Genomic DNA, 21590 nt, shown 5'->3' on the forward strand with positions numbered 1-21590 from the left:
TTCAAGCCCGCTGTACGCGCTCTGGCGGGAGAAGTTCGGCGCCTTGGACTTCGGTGAGCTCGTGCCGGATGCGGAGTTGGTGTAGCTGGTTGAGGGTGCTGAGGTCGATGGGGCCTGTGCAGTCATAGAGGCTCACGTACTGCAAATCTGGCAGCTCGCGCAGGACCGCAAGGCCCGACATCAGGTGGCACCCGTTGAGATAGAGCGACGTCAGTTTGCGGTACCGAGCCAACTTCGTTATGTCGAGGGTTTGATGATCGAGGATTTCCAGAGTGCGCAGTTCCCGCGGCGCGGGGTGTCGGGCCAGCTCCTTTGCCTGGAGTTCGCCTGTGATGGTCAAGGACCGCAGGCCGGGCCAGCGCTCCAGGCCGTCCAGGCTGGTCCCTTCCATACGCCGGTGAAGTCCGAGGTCGACCAGCTTCTCCAGGGCTGGCAGGTCGGCCAAGCATCGAATCAAGCATGGAGTGCCCAGCGACAGGCGTTCCAGCTGAGTGAGTCGTGCGAGCGGTTCGAGGTCGATTCCGGGCCTCAGGTCGTAGAGGTTCAATCGGCGGATTCCGGGGAGGTCGCCCACCGGTCCGAGATCCCTGACGGCTGGACAGCCGTGGACTTGGAGTTGCTCCAGAGAAGACAGTTGGCTCAGCTGGGTGAGGTCCTCGACAACACCGTTCGAGTAGAGGGTCAGGCCAGTCAGATGCCGACCGGCGGGAAGCATGTCCATTAGGGCGTGGTCGCCCTCCAGCACGAGCCTCTTGAGGTGCTGCAGCCGTTTCAGCTGGGTCAGCTGATCCTCGGTCCGTATGGTGAGATAGACGGTGCTCCACTCCGGGGCTGGAACGAGGATCTGCGTGGCGTATTCGGCAGCATCGAACTTCCCCCAGGCCCACGAGAGTTGGACGCACACCATCGGACGTCCGTCCGTGTTGAAGCGGGTCAGCACATTCAGGGCCGCGTCGCCGCCGACAAGGCTCGCAGTCCGCACCACACAAGCCGCCTCCTGCTCGCTCAACCCCTCCGGCCCAGGCAGCAGCTCCAAGACCAGCGGCCCCACCTTGGCCAGTGACTCGGCCTCGTCCCAGGTGCGCGGCGGCATCGGCTCCCGCGCCCGCTCCTCCACCTCGGCCCGCACCGCAGGATCCAGCTCCGGCGCATGCTCCAGGCAAGCCGCCGCCAGCAGCACAAGTCGATGCCGGAGGCGCGGCGCATGGTCGGCTCGGCGCAGCAACTGGCGTAACAGGCGGGCCCGTTCATCCACCCGGGCGTGGCCCACGGCCATCCGCACCACGTCGTCCCACGTGTCGTCGTGCGCGTTGCGCACAAGCACCCCGAAGTCCCGCTCCTCCACCGCCGCCTTCGCGCCCAGGTAGTCCTGGAAGGTGCGGTGCACGAAGCCGATCGCGCCCGGCATCGGCTCGCGCAGCAGCCCGCTGCGGATCAACAGGTGGGCGAAGACCTGGTCCGGCTCGCCGGTGACCTGCGGCATCGCGGACAGCCACTCCGTGACCATCAGCGCGGCCTCGCCCCGGTCGGCTTCATTGAGACCGTTGCGGATCAGCCAGTACGCGAGGCGTTGCAGCAGGGCCGTCTGCTCGTCCCGGGTGAGGGTGACGCCCTCGACACCGGTGATCTCCCGCTCGGTGTCGCGCCGCACGAGCAGCATGTCGAGTGCCGCGTCGTACAACTCCTTGCGGGCGCGCGGGAGTTGCATGCGGCGGTCCCGGTTCAGCGCGCACAGCAGCGCGCACATCAGCGGGTTGGTGGCGAGCCGCCCCAGGTCGCGGCGGGAGCTCACCGCGGTGAGCAGCGACTGCTCGTACGCGTCCAGGCGGGCCCGCTCGTCGGGCGCCGGGCAGGCGAGCCGTGCCGAGTCGTGCCAGTGCGCCACGAACGCGCGCACGTCCTCCCGCTCCATCGGCAGGAGCGAGTGCGCCACGAAGCCGCGGCCCGCCAGCCAGTCCTCCGACACCGCCGACGGTCGCGTCGTCACCACGTACCGAGCCCGCGGAAAGGCGGTGACCAGCGACTTCAGCCAGGCCTCCGTGCGGGCCCGCAGCCGCATCGGCACCTCGTCCACCCCGTCCACCAGGACCAGCGCCCGGCCCTCCGTGAGGAGCGACTCGGCCCAGCCGGACGCCGGGGACAGCGGTACCCCGGCCGCGCGCAGGAACTCCTCCGGCAGGGGGAGGGACTCCGACGCGGTGAAGGCCCTCAGGCGCAGCACGAACGGGACGCACCTGTTCCAGTCGGCCAGTTCGGGCCCGAACGATCTGCGCGCCGCGTTCAGCGCCAGCCACTGCACGAGCGTCGACTTGCCCGAACCCGCCGGGCCGCGAAGGAGCAGCCGGTCCGTGCCGGCCAGGGCGTGCTCCACGCTCACCGTGGTCGGCCGGGCGTGGGGCAGCCCCATCGCCTGCCGGGGCTCGTCGCTGACGGCCAGGCTGATGTACGCGGTGTCCAGCGGCCACTCGCTCGCCGACCGGCCGAGAGTGAGACCGAACAGCTCAAGGCGGCCGTGCGTCTGCTCCACGTACCGCGCGTACTTCTCCTCGAAGGCGAGAGCGGCGGCCTCGGGGCGCGGGCCCACCCGGTCGCGTACGTCCTCGATCAGCTCGCGTGCGGCGTCCGCCGACCTGGTCTGCTCCACCGCCGCCCGCGCCGCGAAGGACGGATGCGCGGTGAGCTGTTCCAGGACGTGTGCGCAGCACAGGGTCAGGAGTTCCTCGTAGAGGGGCCGGCCCGGCCCCGGGTGCGGGCGGCGCAGTTCGTCTGCCAGCCGGTCCGGAGCCAGGCCCAGCGCGAAAAGGCGTTCCGTGTCGATCCCGTCCGCCGCCGCGAAGCTGTCCCGTACCGCGTCGGCGGCCGCCGTCCGCTCGTGTTCGGGGAGCGAGCCGTACGCCTCTTCCAGGCGGTGGCCGAGGACCTTCGCCAGGCGGTCCGGCGACGCGGGCTTCGGCAGGGGGCGCAGTGGCCCGGCCACCAGACCCGCGCCCGGCCTCGGGGCCAAGGCCGACTTCGCGACCGTCGACACCACCGTGCTCGCCAGCCGCAACACCACAACTTCCAGTCCTGGCACGGTAGTTGCCTCCCCCATGAGTGCACCGGTGTCCGCGATCGTACGCCGCGCCCCTGGCGTCCCCTTGGCAGAACTCACCAAAGCCTGCTGACAACACGTCTCGCATACTTGTCGGTAACAACATCTAGCCGGACCTGCCGCCCCGCCCCTACGGTGCAGGCATGTCGCCGAACCTGCCCGATGTCGTGCTGTGGTCGATACCCGCCTTCGTGCTGCTCACCGTCATCGAGATGGTGAGCTACCGGCTCCATCCGGACGAGGACGCCGCCGGGTACGAGACGAAGGACGCCGCCACCAGCGTCGGCATGGGCCTGGGCAGTCTGGTCTTCGACGCGTTGTGGAAGATTCCGATTGTCGCCGTCTATACGGCGATCTACGCACTCACCCCGCTCGCGATCCCGGTCCTGTGGTGGACCGTGCCGCTGATGCTGCTCGGGCAGGACTTCTTCTACTACTGGTCGCACCGCGGCCACCACGTCATCCGCATCCTGTGGGCCTGCCACGTGGTGCACCACTCCAGCCGCAAGTTCAACCTCACCACCGCGCTGCGCCAGCCCTGGACGAGCTGGACCGTGTGGCCCTTCTACGTGCCGCTCATCGCGCTCGGCGTGCATCCGGCAGTCCTCGCGTTCTGCTCGTCGGCGAACCTCGTCTACCAGTTCTGGGTGCACACCGAGCGGGTCGGCAAGCTGCCCCGGCCGTTCGAGTACGTGCTCAACACGCCCTCCCACCACCGGGTGCACCACGCCTCTCAGGGCGGCTATCTCGACCGCAACTTCGGCGGGATCCTGATCATCTGGGACCGGATGTTCGGCTCGTTCACGGCCGAGACCGAGCGGCCCGTGTTCGGCCTCACCAAGAACATCTCCACCTTCAACCCGCTGCGCGTCGCCACCCACGAGTACGCCGCCATCGCCCGCGACGTGCGGGCCGCCCGCACCTGGCGCGAGCGGGCCGGGCGGGTCTTCCGCGGCCCGGGCTGGCAGCCGCAGCCCCCGGTGGCGACGGCCGCCGAGCCCGCCGTGGCGGAGCGCGCCGTATGACGCAGCCCGGCGCGGACGCCGTTCCGCGCGGGGCGAGCGCAAACGCCGCCGCGCTCCCCCCGCTCCTCGTCGCCTTCGGCCTCGCCTCGGCCGTCGATCTGGTCTCGCTGCTCGCGGGCTGGCACACCGGGCACCTCCTCGCCAAGCCGCTCCTCATGCCGCTGCTCGCCGGGCACGTGTACGCGCGGGGCGGGCCCCGGCTGCTCATCGCGGCGCTGCTGTGCGGCTGGGGCGGCGACGTGTTCCTGCTGTCGGGCGCCGATGCCGCGTTCCTGCTCGGCATGGGCTGCTTCGCCGCCGGGCACGTCTGCTACCTCGTGCTGTTCGGGCGGGGCAGGACGCATGCCGGGCTCGGCGCCGCGTACGGTATCGCCCTGGTCGGGACCGTCGCCGCGCTCTGGCCGGACCTGCCGGGCGGGCTGCGCGTCCCGGTCGCCGGATACAGCCTGCTGCTCACCGCGATGGCCTACCGCTCGTCGCGGCTCGGCCCGCTCGTGGGCCTCGGCGGGGCGCTGTTCCTGCTCTCCGACACCCTGATCGCCACCGGCGTCGCCGACTGGCCGCAGCCGCCGCGCCCCGACTTCTGCATCATGCTGACCTATCTCGCCGCGCAGGCACTTCTCGCGCAGGCGTACCGTGAGAGGTCCCGTACCACCCCCTGACCGGCAAGGACCTGCAGCATGCGCGCCACCGTCATCCACGCTCCGCACGACATCCGGGTGGAGGACGTGCCGGACCCGAAGGTCCAGGTGTCCACCGACGCGGTCGTCCGGGTCCTGCGCGCCTGCATCTGCGGCAGCGACCTGTGGGCCTACCGCGGCGAGTCCGCGCGTCAGCCCGGACAGCGCATCGGGCACGAGTTCCTCGGCATCGTCGAGGAGGCCGGCCCCGAGGTGCGCGGGTTCAGCAAGGGCGACCTGGTCGTCGCGCCGTTCGTCTGGTCCGACGGCACCTGCGACTTCTGCTCCGAGGGCCTGACCACCTCCTGCCCGCAGGGCGGGTTCTGGGGCTCGGTCGGCTCCGACGGCGGCCAGGGCGAGGCCGTCCGCGTCCCGTTCGCCGACGGCACCCTCGTCAAGCTCCCCGCCGACGCAGCCGGTGACGACCACCTCCTGACCGCGCTGCTCGCGCTGTCCGACGTCATGGGCACCGGTCACCACGCCGCCATCGGCGCGGGCGTCACGCGCGGCTCGACCGTCGCCGTCGTCGGTGACGGCGCCGTCGGCCTGTGCGGGGTGCTCGCCGCCAAGCGCCTCGGCGCGGAGCGCATCATCGCGCTCGGCCGCCACCAGGTCCGTACCGACACAGCGAAGCTCTTCGGCGCCACCGACGTCGTCGCCGAGCGCGGCGAGGCCGCCGTCGCCGCGGTGCGCGAGCTGACCCGGGGCCAGGGCGCGCACGCCGTCATCGAGGCCGTCGGCACCGAGCAGTCCATGCGCACCGCCGTCGAGATCACCCGCGACGGCGGCGCCATCGGCTACGTCGGTGTCCCGCACGGCTCCGGCACCGGCCTCGACCTCGGCGTCATGTTCGACCGCAACATCGCCCTGCGCGGCGGCGTCGCCCCCGTGCGCACCTACATCCCCGAGCTGCTCGCCGACGTGCTCGACGGCACCATCGACCCGTCCCCGGTCTTCGACCTCACGGTCGGCATCGAGGGCGTGCCCGACGGCTACCGCGCGATGGACGACCGCACCGCCCTGAAGGTCCTCGTCAAGCCGTAGTACACATGCCGAAGGGGCCGCCCGGCGAACCGGACGGCCCCTCGACTCCCTTGCTACTTCACGGCGTTGAGGGCGTTGGCGATGCCCGCCCCGTAGAAGCCGTTGTAGAACGTGCCGCCCTGGCAGACCGCGTCCACCTTGCCGTCACCGTCGATGTCGTACGGCGTGGTGCACGGGGTGCTGTCCGCCTGCACCGCGAGCAGCGCCTTGATCTCCAGCGCCGACGCGTACGGGTGCTGCGACTTCAGCAGGGCCGCCACGCCCACCACATGGGGCGTCGCCATGGACGTACCGGCCATGTAGGCCCAGGTGCCGCCGGGGACCGGGCCGAGGATCAGGCCGCTGGTGGCCGGGGCCTGCGGCGGCTGGTACGCGGTCGAGTCGCCGCCCGGGGCCGCGATGTCGATGATGCCGAGGCCGTAGTTGGAGAACGACGACTTCAGGCCCTTGGCGCCGGTCGAGGCGACCGTCACCACACCCGGCAGCTGGGTCGGGATGTCCAGGCACTCACGCGGGTTGATCACCCGGCTGCCCGGGGTCGTGTCGTTCGGGCTCGACGGGTCGGTGATCGAGTCGGCCGCGAAGTCGTAGTTCTCGTTGCCGGCCGCGGCCACGTTCACCGTGCCCTGGGACTCGGCGTACTTCGAGGCCCGGGTGATCGCCTCGACCAGCGCCTTCTGGTCGGGGTCGTTCTTGCAGTTGAAGTACCAGGGGTCGGTGTAATAGCTGTTGTTCGTGACGTCGATGTGGTGCTCGGCCGCCCACACGAAGCCGCAGACCACGGACTCCGTGTAGAAGAAGCTGCCGCCCTGCGTCGACACCTTGATGGCCGCGACCTTCACGCCGGGCGCCACCCCGGTGATGCCGACGCCGTTCTTGGCGCCCGCGATCTCACCCGCCACATGGGTGCCGTGCGGGGAGCCGCCGGTGCTGAACGGGCGCCAGGCGCCGTCCGTGGTGTCCGGCTTGCCGGTGATGCAGCTGACCGACTTGGCGCGGTCGAAGTTGGGCGCGATGTCGGGGTGGGTGTCGTCGACGCCCGTGTCGATCACGCCGACGGTGACCTTGGAACTGCCCAGCGTCTTCTCGTGCGCCTTGTCCGCCTTGATCGCCTTCAGGTCCCACTGGAGCGGCTCCAGGGGATCCTCGCCCGGCGCGGCCTTCGCGGCCGCCGCCTTCAGGTCCTCGGCGGTGAGATTCTTCGGCGTGCCCACATCGGTGGTGGACTGCGCGGGCAGCGGCGCCGTCCGCGTCGCCCCCGCCGACTCGACGCCCTTGACCTCGCGGATCGTCTTCGCGAAGTCCGCGTTGGCGGAGTGCACGACGAGCACGCCGATCTGGTCGTACGCCTGGAGCACCGAGCCGCCCGCCTCGGCGACGGCTCTCTGCACCCGGGCCGAATTCCCGTGCCCGGGACGGACGTTGACGATGTAGCTCAGCTCGGGCCCGGCCGTCTGCGCGGCCTTCGCGCTCGACGGGCCGATGCCGACGGAGGCGGCCGAAGCCGTGCCGGGAAGCAGCGCCAGCGCGACGGCGGTGGCCAGGCCCGCCGAGGCGGCGACGGCGCGGCGCGTACGGGAGATGTGCAACGTCATGGGGTCTCCATGGGGTTGGCGGAACTCTCGATGCGTACGTGGTCAAGAACGTGAGGAAGGGCGACGACTGCTCCGGCGGCACCGGTACCGCCCGGCACATTGAGCGTGAAGCTATCGCCGATCATCTCGACGGATCAACGGCTTGTGCCGAGTCCGCGAAGAAAGTCGCGTAGTCGACCCGGCGTGCGCGCGGAACGCGCCACGCGCCGGTGGCGGATGCGCCACGGAGAAAAAACGGCTGGACTGAACCGAGACGCCCCGCGCTCCGTGCCGTTGTCAGGGGGACCGCATCACACCCCACAGCGAGGACCCCTATGTCCGAATGTTCCGTTCCCGCCGCATCAGCATCGCGAGGAGATTCCGTGGCCACCGACGCGCCGCCGCCCGAAGCCGGGGCGGACCCCCGACCGGCCCAGCCCAGCACCGAGGCGTACACCGCGGTGCAGCAGAGCGCGGAATTCGGCGAACTCCGCCGCGCGCACCGCTCGTTCGCCTTCCCGCTGACTATCGGCTTCATCGTCTGGTACCTGCTGTACGTGCTGCTGTCCAACTACGCGGGCGGCTTCATGGGCACCAAGGTCATCGGCAACATCAACGTGGCCTTCGTCTTCGGCCTCGCCCAATTCCTGACCACCTTCCTCATCGCCTGGTTCTACTCGCGGCACGCAGCGGCGAAGCTCGACCCCAAGGCCGAGGCCATCAAGTCCCGCATGGAGGCCGACGCATGAGCCCCGCCCTCGTTCCCCTCGCGGCCTCCGCGACCACCGAGCACCGGCCGCTGATCATCACCCTGTTCGCGGTGTTCGTCGCCGCGACGCTCGCCATCACCGTCTGGGCCGGCCGGCAGACCAAGAACGCGTCCGACTTCTACGCGGGCGGCCGCCAGTTCACCGCCTTCCAGAACGGCCTCGCGGTCTCCGGCGACTACATGTCGGCCGCGTCGTTCCTCGGCATCGCCGGAGCCATCGCGCTGTTCGGCTACGACGGCTTCCTGTACTCCATCGGCTTCCTGGTCGCCTGGCTGGTGGCGCTCCTCCTGGTCGCCGAGCCGCTGCGCAACTCCGGCCGCTACACGATGGGCGACGTGCTCGCCTACCGGATGCGCCAGCGTCCGGTCCGCACCGCGGCAGGCGCCTCCACCATCGTCGTCTCGATCTTCTACCTGCTCGCGCAGATGGCCGGCGCGGGCGTGCTCGTCTCCCTGCTGCTCGGCATCACCACCGACGCGGGCAAGATCCTCATCGTCGCCCTGGTCGGCGTCCTGATGATCGTGTACGTCACCATCGGCGGCATGAAGGGCACCACCTGGGTCCAGATGGTCAAGGCGGTGCTGCTCATCGCGGGCGCCGTCCTCATGACCTTCCTGGTGCTGCTCAAGTTCCACTTCAACATCTCCGACCTGCTCGGCACGGCCGCGGAGAAGAGCGGCAAGGGCTCGGCGTTCCTGGAACCCGGCCTGAAGTACGGGGCGAACGGCACCTCCAAGCTCGACTTCATCTCGCTCGGCGTCGCGCTCGTGCTCGGCACGGCGGGCCTGCCGCACATCCTGATCCGCTTCTACACGGTGCCCACCGCGAAGGCCGCCCGTAAGTCCGTGAACTGGGCGATCGGCATCATCGGGGCGTTCTACCTGATGACGATCGCGCTCGGCTTCGGCGCGGCCGCGCTGGTCGGGCCCGCCGCCATCAAGGCGCAGAACCCGGCGGGCAACACCGCGGCCCCGCAGCTCGCCGAATACCTGGGCGGCGGCGTCGGCACCACCGGCGGCGCGACTCTGCTCGCGGTGATCTCGGCGGTCGCCTTCGCGACGATCCTGGCGGTCGTCGCCGGCCTCACCCTCGCCTCGTCCTCCTCCTTCGCGCACGACATCTACGCCAACGTCATCCGCAAGGGGAAGGCGACCGAGAAGGAGGAGATGGGGGCCGCCCGCTGGGCGACCGTGTTCATCGGCGCGATCGCGATCGTGCTCGGCGCCTTCGCTCGCGACATGAACGTGGCCGGCCTGGTCGCGCTCGCCTTCGCCGTCGCCGCCTCGGCAAACCTGCCGACCATCCTCTACAGCCTGTTCTGGAAACGCTTCACCACCCAGGGCGCGCTGTGGTCGATCTACGGCGGCCTCTTCAGCTCGGTGTTCCTGGTGCTGTTCTCGCCCGTCGTCTCCGGCAACCCCAAGACGTCGATGTTCAAGGGCGTCGACTTCCACTGGTTCCCCCTGGAGAACCCGGGCCTGATCTCGATCCCGCTCGGCTTCCTGCTCGGCTGGATCGGATCGCTCCTGTCCAAGGAGGAGCCCGACGCCGGCAAGTACGCCGAGCTGGAGGTGAAGTCCCTCACGGGGGTCGGTGCCCACTGACGTACATCCGCACCGTGGATGGCCGAGGCCGTGTCGTAGAGTCCTACGACACGGCCTCGCCGCACCTCGTGACAATCGGCCTCTCCCGTTGTCGGACGCAACGCGTAGGCTCGGGTGTATACACATTCGACGGATGTGCGACTGACCTTCGACGGACAGGGGAGGGGGCCCACAGTGCTCATCGACACCTACGGCCGAGTGGCCACTGACCTGCGTGTCTCACTCACCGACCGGTGCAATCTGCGGTGTACGTACTGTATGCCGGAAGAGGGTCTGCAGTGGCTGGCCAAGCCCGATCTGCTGACCGACGACGAGATCGTCCGCCTCATCCGTATCGCCGTCACCGGCCTCGGCGTCACCGAGGTCCGCTTCACCGGCGGCGAGCCGCTGCTTCGCCCGGGCATCGTGGGGATCGTGGAGCGATGCGCCGCCCTGGAGCCGCGCCCCCAGATGTCGATCACCACCAACGGCATCGGACTCAAGCGCACCGCGGCCGCTCTGAAGGCCGCCGGCCTTGACCGCGTCAACGTCTCCCTGGACACCCTGCGGCCGGACGTTTTCAAGACACTGACCCGCCGCGACCGCCACAAGGACGTCATCGAGGGCATGGAGGCCGCCCGCGAGGCGGGCCTCACCCCGGTCAAGGTCAACGCCGTCCTGATGCCGGGCCTCAACGACGACGAGGCCCCCGACCTGCTCGCCTGGGCCGTCGAGCACGACTACGAGCTCCGCTTCATCGAGCAGATGCCGCTCGACGCCCAGCACGGCTGGAAGCGCGACGGCATGATCACCGCCGGCGACATCCTGGAATCGCTGCGTACGCGCTTCACGCTCACCCCCGAGGGCGACGACGAGCGGGGCTCCGCGCCCGCCGAGCGCTGGGTGGTCGACGGCGGCCCGCACACCGTGGGCGTCATCGCCTCGGTGACCCGCCCGTTCTGCCGCGCCTGCGACCGCACGCGGCTGACCGCCGACGGCCAGGTGCGCACCTGCCTGTTCGCCCGCGAGGAGTCCGACCTGCGCGCGGCCCTGCGCTCGGGCGCCGGTGACGAGGAGATCGCCCGGCTGTGGAAGCTGGCGATGTGGGGGAAGAAGGCCGGTTCAGGCCTGGACGACCCCTCGTTCCTGCAGCCCGACCGCCCGATGTCAGCGATCGGCGGCTGAGCCGGCCGACTCCCACTCGGCGAGCGTCACGACATCCTTCAAGAAGCCCCGTACGCCCAGGAATTGGGACAGGTGCTCGCGGTGTTCCTCGCACGCGAGCCATGTCTTGCGCCGCTCCGGCGTGTGGATCTTCGGGTTGTTCCAGGCCAGGACCCATACGGCGGCGGCACGGCAGCCCTTGGCGGAACAGATGGGGGTCTCGTCGGTCGTCTCGTCACTCACAGAGACATTGTCCGTCATGCAGCCCCGTACAAAAGGCGACGCCGAGCAGCCACGGGGGGAGCTGCCCGGCGTCGGTCCGTCGCTCCGACGGGGGATGCGGAGCGCCTACGAAGTATGTCATGGGGGACCCGGTGTGGTGCACCGGAACTTCATGATTGATCTGAGCTTTTCCTGAGCTTCGCGGACGGTGACGGATCAGCGTTGTTCGCGCGAACGCCACTCCTGGTCACCGGCCGTGGGTTCCGTGGGGGATTCCGCGGCGCCGCCCACGGGGGCCGCGCCGAGCGCCGGCCGGGCCGGGGCAGGGATGAAGGTGGAGGGCAGCGAAGTGACGTTCTCCCGGCCCGCGTTGGCGAACACGACCGCCACGTAGGGCAGCAGCGCGCCGAGTACCAGCGTCACGATGGCGACAGGACGCTCGATGTTCCACAGCACCGCGGTCAGCACCACCGAAACGGTACGGATCGACATCGAGATCACATACCGGCGCTGCCTGCCCCGCACGTCCTCGGCGAGCCCCTGACGGGCCCCGGTGATCCGGAAGACCTGGCCGCTGCGCTGCTTCCGCATCACGTTCCACCACCCGAGTTCCACGGCGGGCTCTCCCCGGCCCGCACCGTTATCACCGTACGCCGGGGCTCCGCCGGGTTCGAGACCGGGGCGGCTCTTACCTGCGCGGATGCCGCAGTACGTACCACGTACGGAGGTGTCCGACATGCGCCGTACGGAGTACGGGCTGACACTGGCTGAACCCGCTCACGTCGAGCCGTACTAGGAGGCAGCCATGGGCTGGTTGTGGGCCATCATCGTGGGATTCGTGCTCGGTCTCATCGCCAAGGCGATCATTCCCGGCAAGCAGCACAGTCCGCTCTGGCTGACCACCATCTTCGGCATCATCGGCGGTATCGTAGGCAACTCCATCGCCCGGGCGATCGGGATCGCCGAGACCAAGGGCATCGACTGGGGCCGGCACGGCCTCCAGGTCGCGGCCGCCGTCGTCATCGTCTTCCTCGGCGACATGCTGTACATGGCGCTGCGCGGCAACAAACAGAGAGCCTGACGGGCAGGACGAAGGGGCGGTCCCGCAGTGGAACCGCCCCTTCGCGCGCGTACGGACCTCAGGCGCCGGTGACCTCGATGGCCGCCAGGTTCTTCTTGCCCCGGCGCAGCACCAGCCAGCGCCCGTGCAGGAGCTCGTCCGCCGTGACCACCGCGTCCTCGGCCGTCACCTTCACGTTGTTCACGTAGGCGCCGCCCTCCTTCACGGTGCGGCGGGCCGCCGACTTGCTGGCGACCAGGCCGACCTCGGCGAACAGGTCGGTGACCAGGCCGAGTTCGGACACCTGGGCGCGCGGCAGCTCGGACAGCGCGGCGGCCAGCGTCGACTCGTCGAGCTCGGTGAGCTCGCCCTGGCCGAACAGCGCCTTGGACGCGGCGATCACGGCAGCGCACTGGTCGGCGCCGTGCACCAGCGTGGTCAGCTCCTCGGCGAGCGCCCGCTGCGCGGTGCGCGCCTGCGGGCGCTCCCCGGTGAGCTTCTCGATCTCCTCCAGCTCCTCGCGGGACTTGAAGGAGAGGATGCGCATGTACGTCGAGATGTCCCGGTCGTCCACGTTCAGCCAGAACTGGTAGAACGCGTACGGCGTGGTCATCTCCGGGTCGAGCCAGACGGCCCCGCCCTCGGTCTTGCCGAACTTGGTGCCGTCCGCCTTGACCATCAGCGGCGTCGCCAGGCAGTGCACCTCGGCGTCCGGCTCCAGGCGGTGGATCAGGTCGAGCCCGGCCGTGAGGTTGCCCCACTGGTCGCTGCCGCCCTGCTGGAGGGTGCAGCCGTACCGCCGGTACAGCTCCAGGAAGTCCATGCCCTGGAGCAGCTGGTAGCTGAACTCCGTGTAGCTGATGCCCTGTTCGGACTCAAGACGGCGGGCCACCGAGTCCTTGGTGAGCATCTTGTTGACCCGGAAGTGCTTGCCGATGTCCCGCAGGAACTCGATCGCGGACAGGCCCGCGGTCCAGTCCAGGTTGTTGACCATCACGGCCGCGTTCTCGCCCTCGAAGGACAGGTACGGCTCGATCTGGCTCCGCAGCCGGTCCACCCAGTTCGCGACCGTCTCCGGATCGTTCAGGGTGCGCTCGGCGGTCGGCCGCGGGTCACCGATCTGGCCGGTCGCGCCGCCCACGAGCGCCAGCGGCCGGTGCCCGGCCTGCTGGAGCCGGCGGACGGTGAGCACCTGCACGAGGTGGCCGACGTGCAGGCTGGCCGCGGTCGGGTCGAAGCCGCAATAGAACGTGACGGGACCGTCCGCGAGAGCCTTGCGCAGTGCGTCCTCGTCAGTGGACAGCGAGAAAAGCCCGCGCCACTTCAGCTCGTCGACGATGTCCGTCACGGTTCTGGGTCTCCTTGCGGTAGTTCCGGGTGGGACCGCCAGTCTAGGCGGGTCACACGCCTCGGCTGACCGAGCTCATGTTGAAGTCGGGAATGCGCAGCGCGGGCATGGCCGCCCGGGTGAAGTAGTCGCTCCACTCCCTGGGCAGGGTCTTCGCGGTGCGGCCGGCCTCGGTGGCCCGGGACAGCAGGTCCACCGGGGACTCGTTGAACCGGAAGTTGTTCACCTCGCCGACCACCTCGCCGTTCTCGACGAGGTACACGCCGTCCCGCGTCAGGCCGGTGAGCAGCAGCGTCGCCGGGTCCACCTCGCGGATGTACCAGAGGCACGTCACCAACAGGCCCCGCTCGGTGGCGGCGACCATCTCGTCCAGGGTGCGCTCGCCGCCGCCGTCCAGGATCAGGTTCCCGGGCGCGGGCGCGACCGGCAGGCCGGTGAGCCCGGCGCTGTGCCGGGTGGTGACCAGGTGCTCCAGGCGGCCCTCGCGCATCCAGTCCGTCGCGGTGAGGGGGAGCCCGTTGTCGAACACCGACTCCGTGTCGCCCGAGGCGTGCGCCACCATGAACGGCGCGTACTCCAGGCCCGGCTCGTTCGGGTCGCTGCGCAGGGAGAGCGGCAGGTCGGAGAGGGTCTCGCCGATACGGGTGCCGCCGCCCTGGCGGGAGAAGACGGTCCGGCCCTCGGCCGCGTCCCGGGCCGCCGCCGACCACAGCTGGTAGATCAGCAGGTCGGCCACGGCGGTCGGCGGCAGCAGCGTCTCGTACCGCCCGGCGGGCAGCTCGACGCGCCGCTGGGCCCAGCCGAGCCGGCGGGCGAGCTCCTCGTCGAGGGCCGCCACGTCGACGTCCTTGAAGTCCCCGGTCGCGCGGCCGGCCCAGGCCGAGCGGGTCCGGTCCGGGGACTTGGCGTTGAGCTCCAGGGTGCCGCCCGGCTGGTCGTGGCGCAGCCGCAGGCCCGTCGACGTACCGAGGTAGGTGGAGCTCAGCTCGTGGTTGGCGAAGCCGTACAGCTCGCGCCCGCCCGCTCCGGCCCGCGCGAAGGCCTCGCCGAGCGCGGGCGCGAAGTCGGCGAACACGGCGGAGGTGGTCTCGGCCGGGGCGTCGGTGAAGTCCGGGGAGACCGGTACCCCGGTGACCAGCGGCTGGGCGTCCTCGGCGGGCCCGGCGCCGCGCGCGGCCGCCTCGGCGGCCCGTACCAGCGGCTCCAGGTCGTCGGCGGTTACGGCAGAGCGGGACACGACACCGGAGGCGGTGCCCTCGGCGCCGTCCACCGTCGCGATCACGGTCAGGGTGCGCCCGCGGGTGACGCCGTTGGTGGTCAGCGCGTTGCCGGCCCAGCGCAGGTTGGCCGAGGAGTGCTCGTCGGCGATGACGACACAGCCGTCGGCGGTGGACAGTTCGAGAGCCCGCTCGACGATCTCGTGCGGCTTGACGGTCGTACGGGAGCTCATCGGCCCGCCTCCTGCGTGGTGTTCGGACTGTGCTTTCCCGGGGACTGTGACATCAGCAGCTGCCGCTGCGGGCCCCCGGACCCCCGGCCGGGGGCGTCGGTGCGGAACATGTGGCTCATCGGCCCGCCTCCTGCGTGGTGTTCAGGATGTTGACGCCCCGGAACAGGGCCGACGGGCAGCCGTGGGAGACCGCGGCCACCTGGCCCGGCTGGGCCTTGCCGCAGTTGAAGGCGCCGCCCAGGACGTACGTCTGGGGGCCGCCGACCTTCTCCATGGAGCCCCAGAAGTCCGTGGTGGTCGCCTGGTAGGCGACGTCGCGGAGCTGGCCCGCAAGGCGCCCGTTCTCGATGCGGAAGAAGCGCTGGCCGGTGAACTGGAAGTTGTAGCGCTGCATGTCGATCGACCAGGACCGGTCGCCGACCACGTAGATGCCGCGCTCGACCCCGCCGATCAGATCCTCGGTGGAGAGCCCGCCCGGGTCCGGCCTGAGCGAGACGTTCGCCATCCGCTGGACCGGAACGTGCCCGGGGGAATCCGCGAAAGCGCAGCCGTTGGAACGTCCCAGACCCGTCAACTTCGCGATGCGGCGGTCGAGTTGGTAGCCGACGAGCGTGCCGTCCTTCACCAGGTCCCAGGACTGCGCCTCGACGCCCTCGTCGTCGTAGCCGATGGTCGCGAGCCCGTGCTCGGCGGTCCGGTCGCCGGTCACGTTCATGACCTGCGAGCCGTACGCCAGCTTGCCCAGCTGGTCGAAGGTGGCGAACGAGGTGCCCGCGTACGCGGCCTCGTAGCCGAGCGCGCGGTCCAGCTCGGTGGCGTGGCCGATCGACTCGTGGATGGTCAGCCACAGGTTGGACGGGTCCACCACGAGGTCGTAGAGGCCGCCCTCGACGCTGGGCGCCCGCATTTTCTCGGCCAGAAGTGAAGGGATCTCATCCAGTTCCGCGTCCCAGTCCCAGCCGGTCCCGGTCAGGTACTCCCAGCCGCGCCCGACCGGCGGCGCGATGGTGCGCATCGAGTCGAACTCGCCGGTCGTGCGGTCCACCGCGATCGCGGTGAGCTGCGGGTGCAGCCGCACGCGCTGCTGGGTGGTCACGGTGCCCGCCGTGTCCGCGTAGAACTTGTTCTCGTGCACGGTGAGCAGCGAGGCGTCCACGTGCTCGACCCCGTCGGCGCGGAGCAGCCGCGCACTCCAGTCGGCGAGCAGCGCGCTCTTGTCCTCGTCCGGCACCGAGAACGGGTCGATCTCGTAGGAGGAGATCCAGGTCTTCTCGGAGTGCACCGGCTCGGTCGCGAGCTCGACCCGCTCCTTCGACCCGGCAGCCGCGATGACCTGCGCGGACAGCTTGGCCATGGCCACCGCCTGGGAGGCGACCTTGGCCGCCGCGTCCATCGTCAGATCGACCCCTGAGGCGAACCCCCAGGCCCCGCCGTGCACGACCCGGACCGCGTAGCCGAGGTCGGTGGAGTCGGAGGATCCGGCGGGCCGCGCGTCACGAAGGCGCCAGGCGGCGCTGCGCACCCGCTCGAACCGGAAGTCGGCGTGGTCGGCGCCGAGCGCGCGGGCCCGCGCGAGCGCCGCGTCGGCGAGTGCCCGCAGGGGCAGCGCCGTGAAGGCTTCGTCGATGGAATGGGTCCCAGATGGCACAGCTGTCTCCCTGTCGTATGAGACCGGTCGCCCCGATCATGTCGCGCCGACGGGCCTCGTGACTACGCCTTTCTGTAGGGACCCGACAGCGCTCGTTCCACGCCACTGTCAGGGCTCGATTCCTCGTAAGTCAGGCGGTACCGATAGTTTGCGGGGAGTACGAATCCGCCTATCGAAAGGGTGATCCGTTGAGCCGCTCGGTTCTCGTCACCGGAGGTAACCGGGGCATCGGCCTCGCCATCGCCCGCGCTTTTGCCGAGAGCGGCGACAAGGTCGCGATCACGTACCGCTCCGGAGAGCCGCCAGAGGGCTTCTTGGCCGTCCGGTGCGACATCACCGACACCGAGCAGGTGGAGCAGGCCTACAAGGAGATCGAGGACAAGCACGGTCCCGTCGAGGTCCTGGTCGCCAACGCGGGCGTCACCAAGGACCAGCTCCTGATGCGCATGTCCGAGGAGGACTTCACGTCCGTCCTCGACACCAACCTCACCGGCACCTTCCGCGTGGTCAAGCGCGCCAACCGCGCCATGCTGCGCGCGAAGAAGGGCCGCGTGGTCCTGATCTCCTCGGTCGTCGGGCTGCTCGGCTCGGCGGGCCAGGCCAACTACGCCGCCTCCAAGGCCGGTCTGGTCGGCTTCGCCCGGTCGCTCGCGCGTGAGCTCGGGTCCCGGAACATCACCTTCAACGTCGTCGCACCCGGTTTTGTCGACACCGACATGACCAAGGTGCTCACCGAGGAGCAGCGCGCGGGCATCGTGTCCCAGGTGCCGCTGGGCCGCTACGCGCAGCCCGAGGAGATCGCCGCCGCGGTGAAGTTCCTCGCCTCCGACGACGCCTCGTACATCACTGGAGCCGTCATCCCGGTTGACGGCGGATTGGGCATGGGTCACTGATCACCATGAGCGGAATTCTTGAAGGCAAGCGCATCCTGATCACCGGTGTGCTGATGGAGTCCTCCATCGCCTTCCACACCGCGAAGCTGGCTCAGGAGCAGGGCGCCGAGGTCATTCTGACCGCCTTCCCGCGGCCGACCCTGACCGAGCGCATCGCCAAGAAGCTCCCCAAGCCCGCCAAGGTCATCGAGCTGGACGTGACCAACCAGGAGCACCTGGACCGGCTTCCGGGCCTGGTCAAGGAGGAGCTCGGCGGCCGTCTGGACGGCATCGTCCACTCGATCGGCTTCGCCCCGCAGGACGCACTCGGCGGCAACTTCCTGAACACGCCGTTCGAGTCGGTCGCCACCGCCATGCACGTCTCTGCGTTCTCGCTGAAGTCGCTGACCATGGCCCTGCGCGAGCTGCTCGTCCCGGGCAGCGCCGTCGTCGGCCTCACCTTCGACGCGCAGTTCGCCTGGCCGCAGTACGACTGGATGGGCCCGGCCAAGGCCGCCCTGGAGGCCACGTCCCGTTACATGGCCCGTGACCTGGGCAAGGACGACATCCGCTGCAACCTGATCTCGGCGGGGCCGATCGGCTCGATGGCCGCCAAGTCCATCCCGGGCTTCGCCGAGCTCGCGGACGTGTGGAACCACCGCTCCCCGATGGAGTGGAACATGGCCGACCCCGAGCCCGCCGGCAAGGGCGTCGTCGCGCTGCTCTCGGACTGGTTCCCGAAGACCACGGGCGAGATCATCCACGTCGACGGCGGTCTGCACGCCGTGGGTGCCTGACCCCGCACAGCACGTTTCGCGGCCGCTCACCGGACCATCCGGTGGGCGGCCGCCGTGCGTGGACCGCGACTTCCCCGCAGACTGGTCAAACGGACATGTCGGGCAGTCGGCCGGGGAGGAGGTGGGGCGTGCGTCCCTTGCGTGCGGGTCCGCGTGTACGCCCCTTGAACGTGCGGCAGCGCCGGGCTCTGGCCCTGATGTTCTTGCTGCTCGCGACGGCGGCGGGTTTCGCCGCGCCCTCCGTGGTGCGCGCCGCCACCGCCCCCGACCCAGCGCCCGCGGTGGCGCCGCCCGCGCCGTTCGGCGCCGCGTGCCGGACCTCCGTGCAGGGCTCGCACGTCATCGCGTACTGCCACAACCCCTACCCGGACGCCGATCTGGTGCGCCTGCACACCGACTGTGCGCACTGGTGGGACCTGGACGCGGACGCGGCGCCGGTGGAGGTGGGCCCCGGGCAGACCGTACGGCTGGGCGACCGCTGCTGGCAGGACGTCCGCGCGGTCTGGGTGACCCACCAGAAGGCGCCCTGACCGCGGGAGAGCGCCACGGCCGGCCGGCTGCCGTCGGTCAGCCCGTTCAGCGGCCTTCGAGCCGGTCCGGCAGGCAGATGAAGGCGTGGGCGGCGGCCTCGGAGGCGGCCCTCTCCGCGTCGCCGGCCCGGATCGCGTCGACCATCCGGCCGTGGTCCATGTGGTTCTCCGGAGTCATCTCCAGCGCCACGTCGTCCCGCAGCCAGTCGCGCAGCAGATGGCCGAGGTCGGCGTACAGCTCGGTCAGTACGTCGTTGTGCGAGGCCGCGACGACCGCCAGATGGAGCGTGGCATCGGCCGCGACGAAGGCCTCCCGGTCGCCCGAGGCCCACGCCTCCTCACGCCGCTGAAGCAGCGTGTCCAGCTGCTTCAGCTCGCGCTCGGTGCGCCGCTCGGCCGCCAGTTTCGCCGCCGACGACTCCAGCGTGGAGCGCAGCTCGGCCACATGACGCGGGTCCGCGTCGGCGAACCGGCGGTGCATCACCCCGGCCAGCTCGCTGGTCGCCACGACGTACGTCCCCGAGCCCTGGCGGATGTCGAGCAGGCCGTTGTGCGCGAGGGCGCGGACGGCCTCGCGGACGGTGTTGCGCGCCACCCCGAGCTGCTCGACCAGCTCCGGCTCGGTCGGGATGCGTGAACCCACCGCCCACTCGCCCGAGGTGATCTGGTTGCGCAGCTGCGCGATCACCTGGTCGGCGAGGGCGGACCGCCGGGGAGAGCTCAGGGTCATGGTGTTCCTGTCCGGGAGGGGGCCGTGAACGAGGTCGGTGAAACGATTGGACAACCAATCATCCCATGATTCTATGATGACGCCATGCCCGACGAAGAGACCACCACGCTGAGCCCCGCGCCCGCCGCCCGCACCGAGCCCCTCGAAGCCCCCGCCGACGCGGGCCGGGTGCCGTCGTGGACGCGCTGGCTCGTGCCGCTCGCGCTGGTGCTCGCCGCCCTCAACCTGCGTCCGGCCATCACCAGCCTCGGCTCGCTGATGAAGGAGGTCACCGGCGGGCTGCACATGAGCGGCGGCATCGCGGGCGTCCTCACCTCGGTCCCGGCGTTCTGCTTCGCCCTGTTCGGCATCATGGCGCCGCGCCTCGCCCGCCGCTTCGGCCCCGGCGCCGTCGTCTTCGCGGGCATGGCCGCCATCACCGCGGGCCTGCTCCTGCGCCCCTTCGCGGGCGGCACCGTCACCTTCCTCGCGGCCAGCGCGCTCGCCCTGATGGGCATAGCCGTCAGCAACGTCCTGATGCCGGTGATCGTCAAGCGGTACTTCCCCGACCGGGTCGGCTCGATGACCGGCCTCTACTCGATGGCGCTCGCCGCGGGCACCTCGCTCGCCGCGGTCACCACCGTGCCCCTCACCGATGCGCTGGGCGGCAGCTGGCGCCAGGGGCTCGGCATCTGGGCGCTGCTCGCCGTCGTCGCGGTGGCCGTCTGGATCCCGCTGACGCGTGACCGTTCCGGGAGCGCGGCTCCGGCCGTCAGCGCCAAGGGGGAGGCGGCGCCCGCGCTGCGCATCACCCGCAGCGGCACCGCCTGGGCGCTGGCCTGCTTCTTCGGGCTCCAGGCCACCGGCGCGTACATCACCATGGGCTGGATGCCGACGATCTTCCGCGACGCGGGCGTCTCGGCCGGCACCGCGGGGCTGCTGCTCTCCATCACCATGGTCATGGGTGTGCCGCTCGGCTTCGTCATCCCGTGGCTGGTCAACCGGCTGCGCAGCCAGGGCCCCATCGTCGTCGCGCTCGGCAGCTGCGGCCTGGCGGGCTACGCCGGGCTCTACCTCGCGCCGGCCGCCGGAGCCTGGGCCTGGGCGCTGCTGCTCGGCATCTCCAACTGCGCCTTCCCGCTGGCCCTCACGATGATCGGCAAGCGGTCGCGGACCGGCGCGGGCGTCGTGCGGCTCTCCGCCTTCGCCCAGTGCGTCGGCTACCTGCTCTCCATCCCCGGGCCGCTCCTGGTCGGCGTCCTGCACGACCGCAGCGGCGGCTGGGACCTGCCCATCGCGCTGATGGCGGCCCTCATGGTGCCGCAGATCGTCGTCGGCATCCTGGCGGGCCGCGACCGTACGATCGAGGACGAGGCCGGGGCCCGGCGATAGCGGGCGAAACCGGGGTGCGACACTGGCCGCATGCCAGTGCTCGAACCCAATCCGCAGAACAGCCACAAGAAGCTCCTGCTCGTGCTCGGCGCGATGCTCGCCGTCACGGTCGTCGTCGCCGTCATCGCGACGATCGCCTCCCCCTGACCGAGGCCCGACGGGCGCCCGGCCGCGTGCCCCGGACAGGGGATGGTGGTGCTAGCCCCACCATCCCCTAGGGGGTCAGGGTCAGGGTCAAGTGGGTGGGTCACCGGATGGGATGACGTCCGCCGGATCCGTAGGTTTTGAGGTACCGCGGCGAACACCCCGTTCGCCCGCGGCATTCGAACCCGGAACCCACACGGAGGCGGTCATGTCGGCCCACATCCACCCCAGGTCCCCCCAACCGACCGCCGGTGGCGTCGACTTCAAGCTGCCGTGGTGGGGCGTCGTACTGCCCGCCATCGCGTTCTTCGTGCTGCTCGCACTCGTCATCGGATCGGGCGACACCCACGCCGTCTCCGGCGACGGCACCCTCACCCACCTCGTCGACCGCATCCACGAGAGCCTCTCGCACTAGGTCGCGAAAGCCCCCGCGACCACAGTCGTCACCCCCCTGGCGGAGCCCGCGAACACTCTGCGCCCGATGGCG

Annotated in this window: 21 protein-coding genes; 13 read left to right on the forward strand and 8 right to left on the reverse strand. The window is 70.5% G+C overall.

Features of this window, described 5'->3' with window-relative positions:
* Position 1: 1 nt before the first annotated feature.
* Positions 2 to 3073, reverse strand: coding sequence for an NACHT domain-containing protein (locus tag ACSHXC_RS29890; protein ID WP_438294539.1), 3072 nt, complete (start codon positions 3071 to 3073; stop codon positions 2 to 4).
* A 161-nt stretch (positions 3074 to 3234) separates the two neighbouring features.
* On the opposite strand from ACSHXC_RS29890, the gene ACSHXC_RS29895 reads away from it, so the two are divergent.
* From ACSHXC_RS29895 to ACSHXC_RS29905, 3 genes are read left to right on the forward strand one after another with little or no spacing between them, the layout of a single operon-like run.
* Entirely contained in the window at positions 3235 to 4116 is an 882-nt protein-coding gene (locus ACSHXC_RS29895; protein WP_438294540.1) for a sterol desaturase family protein, read from the forward strand.
* Positions 4113 to 4778, forward strand: a complete 666-nt coding sequence (locus ACSHXC_RS29900; RefSeq protein ID WP_438294541.1) for a lysoplasmalogenase — start codon at positions 4113 to 4115, stop codon at positions 4776 to 4778. The genes ACSHXC_RS29895 and ACSHXC_RS29900 overlap by 4 nt, the downstream gene beginning before the upstream one ends.
* Before the next feature lie 18 nt (positions 4779 to 4796).
* A complete protein-coding gene (locus tag ACSHXC_RS29905) occupies positions 4797 to 5840 on the forward strand; it encodes a zinc-dependent alcohol dehydrogenase family protein (protein WP_438294542.1) in 1044 nt (347 codons plus the stop codon).
* 53 nt (positions 5841 to 5893) lie between these two features.
* Here the strand turns inward: ACSHXC_RS29905 and ACSHXC_RS29910 are convergent, their stop codons facing one another.
* Positions 5894 to 7435 (reverse strand): S8 family peptidase, encoded by a 1542-nt coding sequence (locus tag ACSHXC_RS29910; RefSeq protein ID WP_438294543.1) that lies wholly within the window; start codon positions 7433 to 7435, stop codon positions 5894 to 5896.
* A 362-nt stretch (positions 7436 to 7797) separates the two neighbouring features.
* Here ACSHXC_RS29910 and ACSHXC_RS29915 point away from each other — a divergent pair, with 362 nt between their 5' ends.
* The 3 genes from ACSHXC_RS29915 to moaA all read left to right on the forward strand — a co-directional run bounded on the left by ACSHXC_RS29915 (position 7798) and on the right by moaA (position 10952).
* Complete coding sequence (locus ACSHXC_RS29915) at positions 7798 to 8163, forward strand: DUF485 domain-containing protein (protein WP_438294544.1); 366 nt, start codon at positions 7798 to 7800, stop codon at positions 8161 to 8163.
* Positions 8160 to 9788 carry a solute symporter family protein gene (locus ACSHXC_RS29920; protein WP_438294545.1) on the forward strand — a complete coding sequence of 543 codons (1629 nt, stop codon included), beginning with the start codon at positions 8160 to 8162 and terminating at the stop codon, positions 9786 to 9788. The genes ACSHXC_RS29915 and ACSHXC_RS29920 overlap by 4 nt, the downstream gene beginning before the upstream one ends.
* 174 nt (positions 9789 to 9962) lie before the next feature.
* Positions 9963 to 10952 (forward strand): GTP 3',8-cyclase MoaA, encoded by a 990-nt coding sequence (moaA, locus tag ACSHXC_RS29925; protein ID WP_438294546.1) that lies wholly within the window; start codon positions 9963 to 9965, stop codon positions 10950 to 10952.
* Here the strand turns inward: moaA and ACSHXC_RS29930 are convergent.
* Together ACSHXC_RS29930 and ACSHXC_RS29935 are read right to left on the reverse strand one after the other, a co-directional pair.
* On the reverse strand, positions 10935 to 11174 hold the full coding sequence (locus tag ACSHXC_RS29930; protein ID WP_381227064.1) for a hypothetical protein: 240 nt from the start codon (positions 11172 to 11174) through the stop codon (positions 10935 to 10937). The genes moaA and ACSHXC_RS29930 overlap by 18 nt on opposite strands.
* 195 nt (positions 11175 to 11369) lie before the next feature.
* Positions 11370 to 11744: a DUF3099 domain-containing protein gene (locus ACSHXC_RS29935; protein WP_438296897.1), complete on the reverse strand. Its 375-nt coding sequence runs from the start codon at positions 11742 to 11744 to the stop codon at positions 11370 to 11372.
* 214 nt (positions 11745 to 11958) lie between these two features.
* Between ACSHXC_RS29935 and ACSHXC_RS29940 the strand changes: the two genes are divergently transcribed.
* Positions 11959 to 12234, forward strand: coding sequence for a GlsB/YeaQ/YmgE family stress response membrane protein (locus tag ACSHXC_RS29940; RefSeq protein WP_053730746.1), 276 nt, complete (start codon positions 11959 to 11961; stop codon positions 12232 to 12234).
* Positions 12235 to 12292: 58 nt separating this feature from the next.
* On the opposite strand, the gene tyrS is transcribed toward ACSHXC_RS29940, so the two are convergent.
* The 3 genes from tyrS to ACSHXC_RS29955 form a co-directional block, all read right to left on the reverse strand.
* Positions 12293 to 13561, reverse strand: coding sequence for a tyrosine--tRNA ligase (gene tyrS / locus ACSHXC_RS29945; RefSeq protein WP_438294547.1), 1269 nt, complete (start codon positions 13559 to 13561; stop codon positions 12293 to 12295).
* A gap of 52 nt (positions 13562 to 13613) precedes the next feature.
* A complete protein-coding gene (locus ACSHXC_RS29950; RefSeq protein WP_438294548.1) occupies positions 13614 to 15011 on the reverse strand; it encodes a metallopeptidase TldD-related protein in 1398 nt (465 codons plus the stop codon).
* A gap of 115 nt (positions 15012 to 15126) precedes the next feature.
* The gene (locus ACSHXC_RS29955) at positions 15127 to 16638 is read right to left on the reverse strand and encodes a TldD/PmbA family protein (protein WP_438296899.1); all 1512 of its coding nucleotides are present in this window, start codon (positions 16636 to 16638) and stop codon (positions 15127 to 15129) included.
* A 209-nt stretch (positions 16639 to 16847) separates the two neighbouring features.
* Here ACSHXC_RS29955 and fabG point away from each other — a divergent pair, with 209 nt between their 5' ends.
* The 3 genes from fabG to ACSHXC_RS29970 all read left to right on the forward strand — a co-directional run bounded on the left by fabG (position 16848) and on the right by ACSHXC_RS29970 (position 18858).
* Entirely contained in the window at positions 16848 to 17552 is a 705-nt protein-coding gene (gene fabG, locus ACSHXC_RS29960; protein ID WP_438294549.1) for a 3-oxoacyl-[acyl-carrier-protein] reductase, read from the forward strand.
* Positions 17553 to 17557: 5 nt separating this feature from the next.
* A complete protein-coding gene (gene fabI, locus ACSHXC_RS29965) occupies positions 17558 to 18328 on the forward strand; it encodes an enoyl-ACP reductase FabI (RefSeq protein WP_053730751.1) in 771 nt (256 codons plus the stop codon).
* A 197-nt stretch (positions 18329 to 18525) separates the two neighbouring features.
* Entirely contained in the window at positions 18526 to 18858 is a 333-nt protein-coding gene (locus tag ACSHXC_RS29970) for a hypothetical protein (RefSeq protein WP_438296901.1), read from the forward strand.
* 46 nt (positions 18859 to 18904) lie between these two features.
* Here the strand turns inward: ACSHXC_RS29970 and ACSHXC_RS29975 are convergent, their stop codons facing one another.
* Positions 18905 to 19588 (reverse strand): FadR/GntR family transcriptional regulator, encoded by a 684-nt coding sequence (locus ACSHXC_RS29975; RefSeq protein WP_438294550.1) that lies wholly within the window; start codon positions 19586 to 19588, stop codon positions 18905 to 18907.
* An 84-nt stretch (positions 19589 to 19672) separates the two neighbouring features.
* Here ACSHXC_RS29975 and ACSHXC_RS29980 point away from each other — a divergent pair, with 84 nt between their 5' ends.
* From ACSHXC_RS29980 to ACSHXC_RS29990, 3 genes are all read left to right on the forward strand, one after another.
* A complete protein-coding gene (locus ACSHXC_RS29980) occupies positions 19673 to 20959 on the forward strand; it encodes a CynX/NimT family MFS transporter (RefSeq protein ID WP_438294551.1) in 1287 nt (428 codons plus the stop codon).
* A 30-nt stretch (positions 20960 to 20989) separates the two neighbouring features.
* Positions 20990 to 21106, forward strand: a complete 117-nt coding sequence (locus ACSHXC_RS29985; RefSeq protein WP_264197919.1) for an SGM_5486 family transporter-associated protein — start codon at positions 20990 to 20992, stop codon at positions 21104 to 21106.
* Positions 21107 to 21311: 205 nt separating this feature from the next.
* On the forward strand, positions 21312 to 21518 hold the full coding sequence (locus ACSHXC_RS29990) for a hypothetical protein (RefSeq protein ID WP_438294552.1): 207 nt from the start codon (positions 21312 to 21314) through the stop codon (positions 21516 to 21518).
* Positions 21519 to 21590: the final 72 nt, after the last annotated feature.

The sequence above is a fragment of the Streptomyces sp. HUAS TT7 genome (assembly GCF_051550175.1).
In the GTDB taxonomy this organism is placed as follows: Bacteria; Actinomycetota; Actinomycetes; order Streptomycetales; family Streptomycetaceae; genus Streptomyces.